Genomic DNA, 7,599 nt, shown 5'->3' with positions numbered 1-7,599 from the left:
CGCCGTGGCGGGCCATGCCGCCGTAGGTGTCGACGATGATCTTGCGGCCGGTCAGGCCCGCGTCGCCCATCGGACCGCCGACCACGAACCGGCCGGTCGGGTTGACCAGCAGCCGGGTGTCGGCGGAGTCCAGCCCGACCCGCTCGATCTCCGGGTCGATGACCTTCTCCTTGATGTCACCGGCCAGCATGCCCTCGATGTCGATGTCGGCGGCGTGCTGGGTGGACAGCACCACGGTGTCCAGCCGCACGGCCTGGTCACCGGCGTACTCGATGGTCACCTGCGTCTTGCCGTCCGGGCGCAGGTACGGCAGCACGCCGTCCTTGCGGACCTTGGTCAGCCGCCGCGACAGGCGGTGCGCCAGCGCGATCGGCAGCGGCATGAACTCCGGCGTGTCGTCGCAGGCGTAGCCGAACATCAGGCCCTGGTCACCGGCGCCCTGCTTGGCGATCTCGTCGATCACGCCCTCGACCCGCGACTCGTGCGCGGTGTCCACGCCCTGCGCGATGTCGGGCGACTGCGAGCCGATCGCGACGTTGACGCCGCAGGAGTTGCCGTCGAAGCCCTTGGCCGAGGAGTCGTAGCCGATCTCCAGGATCTTCTCCCGCACGATGGTCGGGATGTCGGCGTAGGCGTCGGTGGTCACCTCACCGGCGACGTGCACCTGCCCGGTGGTCACCAGGGTTTCCACCGCGACGCGCGAACGCGGGTCCTGGCCGAGCAACGCGTCCAGGATCGAGTCGCTGATCGCGTCGCAGATCTTGTCCGGGTGGCCTTCGGTCACGGACTCACTGGTGAACAACCTGCGACCGGTGCGCAGGTCAGACTGCTGACTCACGACTCTCCCTGAATTGCTCCGCATAGCTCCACCGGCCGGTGGCCGACGTGCGTCGTCACCCTACTGACGGTGCAGCTGCCTGTTCACAGCATCCCACAATGTGGATGCCAGCCTGGACTTCGCGCCGAACGGGATCGGCACCTCGGTGCCGTCAGCGCTCAGCAGCCATCCGGCGTTCTCCTCGACCTCGAAGGCCTGCCCGTCGCCGACGGCGTTGACCACCAGCAGGTCGCAGCCCTTGCGGGTCAGCTTGGCCCGGCCGTGGTCGAGCACCGAGGTGGTCGCGTCGCCGGTCTCGGCGGCGAACCCGGCGATCAGCGAGGCGGCCAGCTTGCCCGCGGCGCGCGCTTCGACCAGTTCGGCGAGGATGTCCGGGTTCCGGGTCAGGGCCAGCGGCTCCGGGTCCCGGTCGGACTTCTTGATCTTGTGCTCGACGTGCGAGACCGGGCGGAAGTCGGCCACCGCCGCGGCCATCACCACGGCGTCCGCGCCGTCGGCCTCGGCCAGCATCACCGACCGCAGCTCCTCCGCGGTGCCCACCTTGATCACCCGGACCCCGGCCGGAGCAGCCAGGTCGGCGGTGTGCGCGGCGACCAGCGTCACCTCGGCGCCGCGGTGCGCGGCCACGCGGGCCAGCGCGTAGCCCTGCCGCCCGGAGGAGCGGTTGCCCAGGTAGCGCACCGGGTCCAGCGGTTCGCGGGTGCCACCGGCGGAGATCACCACGCGGCGGCCTTCGAGATCGCGCGGCAGCGCCGCGGGCTCGGCCAGCAGCAGGCGCGCCAGGTCGACGATCTCGGCCGGGTCGGGCAGCCGGCCCTTGCCGGTGTCCGCGCCGGTCAACCGGCCGCTGTCGGGCTCCGCGACCACCACGCCGCGGCTGCGCAGCAGCGCGACGTTGTGCTGGGTCGCCGGGTGCTCCCACATCTCGGTGTGCATCGCCGGGACCATCAGCACCGGGCACCGGGCCGTCAGCAGCGTGGAGGTGAGCAGGTCGTCGGCCTGCCCGTGCGCGGCGCGGGCCAGCAGATCGGCGGTGGCGGGCGCGACGACGACCAGGTCGGCTTCCTGCCCGAGCCGGACGTGCTGGACCTCGTGGACCTCGGTGAACACGCCGGTGCGCACCGGCTGCCCGGAGAGCGCCTCGAAGGTCGCCGCACCGACGAAGTTCAGCGCGGCCTCGGTCGGGATGACGCGGACGCGGTGACCGGACTCGGTCAGCCGCCGCAGCACCTCGCACGCCTTGTAGGCGGCGATGCCACCGCTGACGCCGAGGACCACCCGCGGGCGGTCCTCGGCACGTTCATCCGTCACTCGCCTTCGGTGTGCTCGAGCACGCCGGCGTGGATCTCGCGGAGCGCGATCGACAGCGGCTTCTCGCGCGGGCCCGGCTCGACCAGCGGGCCGACGTACTCCAGCAGGCCCTCGCCGAGCTGGGCGTAGTAGTCGTTGATCTGCCGCGCGCGCTTCGCGGAGTAGATCACCAGCGCGTACTTCGAGCTGACCTGCTCCAGCAGGTCGTCGATCGGCGGGTAGGTGATGCCTTCGGCGGTGTTGGTGGACGGGCTGCTGTTGAGCGCAGCCAGCGCGCTGGGGGTGCTCACGTGAGTGGCTCCTGCTCCTCGTGGACGGCGGCGTGGTGCCGTTGCGTGGGGGGCGCGATGCGGCCCGCGGGGTGCCGGACTTCGGTGGACCGAACTCCGGTGCTGCTCACCGCTGGCTCGTCACAGTTCGCGGCCGAGTATCAATCGTAGCAATTCGCTGGTCGCGGCCTGCACATCGGCGTTGACCACGCTGGCGTCGAACTCGGATTCGGCGGCCAGCTCCTCGCGCGCGGTCGCCAACCGCCGCTCGACGACCTCCGCCGGCTCGGTGCCGCGACCGGTGAGTCGGTCGACCAGCACCTCCCAGGACGGCGGCAGCAGCATGACCAGCTGCGCCTCCGGCATGGCCCGGCGGACCTGGCGGGCGCCCTGCAGCTCGATCTCCAGCACCGCGGGGCGGCCGGCCGCGAGGGCTTCCTCGACGGGCTTGCGCGGGGTGCCGTAGAAGTTGCCCGCGTACTGCGCGTGCTCCAGCATCTCGCCGGCGTCGATCATCCGCTGGAACTCCGCGGTGTTGACGAAGTGGTAGTGCACGCCGTCGATCTCGCCCGCGCGGGGCGCGCGCGTGGTGGCGGACACGCTGAAGTAGATCTCCGCGGACCGCTTGCGCACCTCGCCGAGCACGCTGGACTTGCCGACACCGGAGGGCCCGGAAACGACGGTGAGCCGAGGCTCGCCCTGACGGACGGTCCTCGGCTCAGCGCCGGTTTGTGCGTCGATCACTCGCCGCTGAACTCGGTGAGCAGCGCCTTGCGCTGCCGCTCGCCCAGTCCGCGCAGACGGCGGCTGTTGGCGATCTCCAGCCGCTCCATGATCTGCTGAGCGCGAACCTTGCCAACCCCGGGAAGGGCCTCAAGCAGGGCGGAGACCTTCATCTTGCCCAGGACCTCGTCGTTGTCGGCGGTCTCCAGGACCTCCGCCAGCGTGGTTCCGCCTCGCTTGAGGCGCTCCTTGAGCTCCGCTCGGGCGCGACGGGCGGCAGCCGCCTTTTCCAGAGCTGCTGCCCGCTGCTCCTCGGTCAGCTGGGGAAGGGCCACCATGTCCTCCGTGATGTGGGGTTTCTCTTGATCGGTGCGGCGACGGTACCGAGTCGGCTCGACCGGGTTCCACGGGGGTCCGGTTTTTGTGAGCCTGATTCAACTAGGCCCGCCACCAGGCCCGCTCGTACGAGGCGTGCACGAGCCGGGCGCCGCTGCAAGTACTACCAACAAAGGCGCTGAAGTGCACTAATCTCGGCGAAATTCATCAAATGTGTCCGATTTCCGGGCAGTTGAGCCACGCCGAGGACGTCATCGCAGGTCAAACCGGGGTGAAATGCCCCTCATCGGCGAAGTGATCAAGGACTCGCGAAGATCGAGGCAAATTCCGCTACGTGGAAGTTCCGCATTGATTCAGGCGGTGGCCCGGCCACCGGGATGCCGGTCGCGCCAGACCCAGAACACCGCGCAGGACAGCAGCGCCCACCCGGCGAGCACGAAGAACGGGAACGCGTGCTGGGAGCCGCCGAAGTAGACGGCGGTGTGCAGGGCGTTCACCGTCGCACCCGGCGGCAGCCAGGCGCCGATCAGGCCCAGCGGGGACGGCAGCAGCGGCCACGACACCGCCCCGCCGGACGAGGGGTTGCCGAGCAGCACCATCAGCCCCCAGGTCGGCACCATCGCCCACCGTCCCAGCAGCGCGTTGAACATGGTGAACACCATCCCGGAGCTGAACATCGCCAGCGCCAGGATCAGCCAGGACTCGATGAACGGGAACCGCACGGCCCCCAGCAGCCAGTCGACGACCGCGATCACGGCGAACCCGCCCAGCAGCGCGTAGGCGGCGGTGAACCCGATCCGCTCGGCGGGGTTGAGCGCCCTCGCGTGCACGCTGAGCTGGATAGCGCCGACGAAGCCGATGACGATCGCGGCCAGCGACACGTAGAACAGCGCGAGCCCGCGCGGATCGCCCCGCTGCAACGGCTTGAGGTCCTGCACCTCGACCACCGCGCCGTTGCTCGCACCGACCTGCACCACGACCTGCTCCAGCAGCTGCGCGACAGAAGCCCCGGCAGCACTGGCCACATCCAGCCGGACGGTGCTCCCGCGAACGTCGAGCACGCCGAAGACCTCCTGCTCTTCGACCGCCCGCAAGGCCTCGTCGTAGGAGTACCGGTGCAGCTCGAACGCGGTGCCCGCGGCCTGCTCCATCTCCGCCAGCAGCGCCGGGCTTTCCCGGCCCCCGACGACGGCGAGCGGAACCCGGTGCGGCGTCGGATCGGCCATGGCGAAGGTGTAGGACCCGGCGAAGAGAGCGGCAGCGGCACCGAGGATGAGCACGAGCACGGTCGCGGAGAAGAACGGAGACCGCCGAAAGGCCTCCCACCACCCGTCCGCCTCCACCGAACCCATGCGACGCACTCTAGGTGAGCGACCCACCACCGGCTGTGGCGAACCGCCCGCCCAGGAGGCACATGCCGGAGCTGGCCGCCGAGGGGACAAGGCCTCCAGGCGCTCCGCACAAGATCGGAGCCCGGGTTACGTAGATGGACCTTGGCGCCCGGCCGGCCACCGACTGTCCTGGGTATAGGTGCGGGAGACCATCGAAGCCTCGCTGGCGCACAAGCGAACATGTGCATCTGACGAACGAGAGCCGAGCGGTGCGATCCCTGCGGTGTTGATCGGCCAGAAGTACAACCATTGGTTGAACCATTCGGGTGAGATCCTCCGGGAGCCGGCGATCCGTGTGTCTGATCGGCACATCGTGCGAACACAGCTGGTTACCCTCGGCTACCGACGATCACGCCTGACGAATTGGGGAGTTCGTGTCCAGGGCACCAGAGTTCGACGTCGGCCCGCCAGTCCCGCTCCGATGCGGCGCGGAGCTCGCACATCAGGGGAACACCGAGACATCGACGGTCTCCAGCCGCCCAAGCCAAGCCACCGGGAAAGAGCGGGAGAGCCTGCTTTGCGCCACCGCGACGGTCGCGCACCTGGCCGCCTTCAAGCGCTGCACAACTAAGGAAGGTGGACTGATCTGTGTCCCAACCAGGCTTTGAGGCTGACTACGGGGCGATGCGCGACGCGGCGGGGGCAGTCGAAGAAGCGCGCCGTTCATTGCTGCCCGACGGCGGGAGCTTCGCCGAATCGGTCTCGCTCGACGGCGCCCTCGACTACTGGTTCGGCGGCAAGGGGGCCGGTGGCCCCATCGAGATGCTTCCGATGCAGCTCGACCTCTTCATCAAGGCCGCCTACCAGCCAGCCGTGGCAAGACTAGACGCTTTTCTCAGGACCACGACCGATCACCTTGAAACCCTTACGGATTCCGTCCACGCAGCGATCCGGGAGTACGAGCGGCGAGACCAGGAAGCCATGGACGAGATCGGGAAGACAAATCCACCAGGATAGACAACGAAGGGAATCCCGTTGCCGAATCCGCTCGCCTTCGCAACTCCAACATTCTGGAACAGCTCCCAGAAGATCGATGACCTGCTCGCACAAGCGGGTTCACAACTCGATCCGATCACCTTCCAGCTGCAGCGCGTCGCCAGCATCGACACGGACGAGATTCTACGAGCAGCCGAAAGCGGCTGGGGCTTGGATCCCGACGGGCGGAACGATGACACTTCCGCACTGACCAAGCGACTGTCCTTGGCCATCGACAACGTACTGGATGCCCGTGAGCGCGCCGGCGAAATCTGGCAGGGCCAGGCCGCCGAAGCGTTCAGGAAGACCCTGGAAGGGTTTCGCGACTCGCTACAGCTGCTCCAAGGCCCGAGCGCCAAGGTCGGCGAAACCCTGAAGAAAATAAAAGAAGAGGTCGATCAATCCATATTTGACGTAATGGCGCAAGTGGGATCGGTGGGCAGCTTCGTGGGTGGAATCCTGTCGCTGACCGGAGGCCTGGCGGCAGCCCCCGAACCCCTTGTCACCAAGGTGCTCGCCATCGTCGGCGGAATCATTGCGGTCATCGTGGGCATCATCGGGATGGTCACGAATCTCGTCAAGGCCGAATACGAAAAATTCGACGCGATCCGCAAGTCCTTCGACGCCGCAATTTCGCTGCAACGAGCCATCCCCTAGTCATTCCGGCCCATCAACGTCGAGGAGAGGTTCAGTGTCTTTCGAGACCGAAGCGCGCGTCGCCGAGCTGATGAAGAAGATAGAGCGCAAGGTCGAGATGGCGGCTCAGAACCCGGAGGCCGTCGTATACGGACGGTTCGAGGGCACTTCTTCATCCGGAGTCGTCACTGCGTGGGTCGATGCAGTCGGCAGGGTCGAACGCGTGAGCCTCGCCGCCGGGTCCGCGCAGGAAGGCTCCGAGCAGTTCCTGGCGGACCAGTTCATGGATGCCATCTCCAGAGCCAAGGCCGCCGCGGAGAACCTGGGCATGGAAGAAGGCGCTCAGAGCGAGCCTCCAGCACACCCCGCGCCTGCCCCAACGCCCGAGAACTGGCAGAGCGAAGAACCTTGGGACGAGGGCGGTAGCTTCCTACGCTGACTGACGCCTGTGCAGCCTGAACAAAGGGGACAAGGATGCCCAATCCTGCGCGAAGTCCGCGCACAGCACGCTGGCTGATAGTCGCGGGGCTCTCGCTCGCCGTTATCAGCTCGTCTCTGATCGTGGCCAGCTGGTTCCTGCCTTCGCTGACGGCAGCACCCGGCTATGCGAGCGTGCCAGATGCATGCGAATCCGTTTCACCGCAGGCTCTCCGGCAGGCATTCGGTTCGAACAGGGAAGCAATATCCGAGCGGGATCAAAGTTCGGGCGACAGGCGACAGGGGACCAGTTGCCAGTGGCGCACTGACGGCAGCACTGCACAGGTTCAGAGCGGACGATACGGCCGTTTGGATCTGGACATCACGATCGAGTTCGACTCCACTGGACGTCCGGACGCAGTCGAGGCCGACCGAGCATTGGCGGACGCGGAGCGAGAACCAGGCGCGTCCGTCGTGCAGGAATTCGGTGCACGCGCGATCACGACTCGTACCAGTCGCGAAACCCGACTGGTCACAGGTCGCGCAAATTTGACCGTCGAAGTCAGATACAGCGCCTCCGAGCTCAGCGAGACGCAAGGCGAAACTCCGCTGCCGCCCGGGGAACTCGACGCCGTGGTCCGTCGAGTGGCCCTAGAAGTTCTGATGAAAATGGGCCACCCACAATAGAAACCTCGCAGGGCTC

10 protein-coding genes are annotated in these 7,599 nt (G+C 67.6%); 4 read left to right on the top strand and 6 right to left on the bottom strand.

What is annotated here, in order from left to right; genetic code table 11:
• The 6 genes from metK to C4T78_RS16915 all read right to left on the bottom strand — a co-directional run.
• Positions 1-802 (bottom strand): methionine adenosyltransferase (metK, locus tag C4T78_RS16940; protein ID WP_146075831.1); only part of this gene is annotated, 802 nt, incomplete at its 3' end.
• Positions 803-898: 96 nt separating this feature from the next.
• Complete coding sequence (gene coaBC / locus C4T78_RS16935; protein ID WP_093154163.1) at positions 899-2,149, bottom strand: bifunctional phosphopantothenoylcysteine decarboxylase/phosphopantothenate--cysteine ligase CoaBC; 1,251 nt, start codon at positions 2,147-2,149, stop codon at positions 899-901.
• Complete coding sequence (gene rpoZ, locus C4T78_RS16930; protein ID WP_093154160.1) at positions 2,146-2,439, bottom strand: DNA-directed RNA polymerase subunit omega; 294 nt, start codon at positions 2,437-2,439, stop codon at positions 2,146-2,148. The genes coaBC and rpoZ overlap by 4 nt, the downstream gene beginning before the upstream one ends.
• Before the next feature lie 120 nt (positions 2,440-2,559).
• Positions 2,560-3,162, bottom strand: coding sequence for a guanylate kinase (gene gmk, locus C4T78_RS16925; protein WP_093345806.1), 603 nt, complete (start codon positions 3,160-3,162; stop codon positions 2,560-2,562).
• The gene (mihF, locus tag C4T78_RS16920) at positions 3,159-3,476 is read right to left on the bottom strand and encodes an integration host factor, actinobacterial type (protein WP_093154362.1); all 318 of its coding nucleotides are present in this window, start codon (positions 3,474-3,476) and stop codon (positions 3,159-3,161) included. The genes gmk and mihF overlap by 4 nt, the downstream gene beginning before the upstream one ends.
• Before the next feature lie 354 nt (positions 3,477-3,830).
• Positions 3,831-4,829 carry an ABC-2 transporter permease gene (locus C4T78_RS16915; protein ID WP_093345803.1) on the bottom strand — a complete coding sequence of 333 codons (999 nt, stop codon included), beginning with the start codon at positions 4,827-4,829 and terminating at the stop codon, positions 3,831-3,833.
• 627 nt (positions 4,830-5,456) lie between these two features.
• Between C4T78_RS16915 and C4T78_RS16910 the strand changes: the two genes are divergently transcribed.
• From C4T78_RS16910 to C4T78_RS36055, 4 genes are all read left to right on the top strand, one after another.
• A complete protein-coding gene (locus tag C4T78_RS16910; RefSeq protein WP_093345801.1) occupies positions 5,457-5,825 on the top strand; it encodes a hypothetical protein in 369 nt (122 codons plus the stop codon).
• An 18-nt stretch (positions 5,826-5,843) separates the two neighbouring features.
• Positions 5,844-6,500 (top strand): hypothetical protein, encoded by a 657-nt coding sequence (locus tag C4T78_RS16905; protein ID WP_093345799.1) that lies wholly within the window; start codon positions 5,844-5,846, stop codon positions 6,498-6,500.
• A gap of 34 nt (positions 6,501-6,534) precedes the next feature.
• Positions 6,535-6,918 (top strand): YbaB/EbfC family nucleoid-associated protein, encoded by a 384-nt coding sequence (locus C4T78_RS16900; protein ID WP_093345797.1) that lies wholly within the window; start codon positions 6,535-6,537, stop codon positions 6,916-6,918.
• Positions 6,919-7,040: 122 nt separating this feature from the next.
• Positions 7,041-7,583, top strand: a complete 543-nt coding sequence (locus C4T78_RS36055; protein WP_143185721.1) for a hypothetical protein — start codon at positions 7,041-7,043, stop codon at positions 7,581-7,583.
• Positions 7,584-7,599: the final 16 nt, after the last annotated feature.

It is taken from the genome of Saccharopolyspora kobensis (genome assembly GCF_900108315.1).
In the GTDB taxonomy this organism is placed as follows: Bacteria; Actinomycetota; Actinomycetes; order Mycobacteriales; family Pseudonocardiaceae; genus Saccharopolyspora; species Saccharopolyspora kobensis.
Note: the sequence above shows the minus strand (reverse complement) of the source record. Positions and strands in the feature narration are given on the sequence as shown.

Coding starts and splice junctions, on each gene's coding strand:
- C4T78_RS16915 (WP_093345803.1), bottom strand. CDS start 4,829: ATGGGTTCGGTGGAGGCGGACGGGTGGTGGGAGGCCTTTCGGCGGTCT.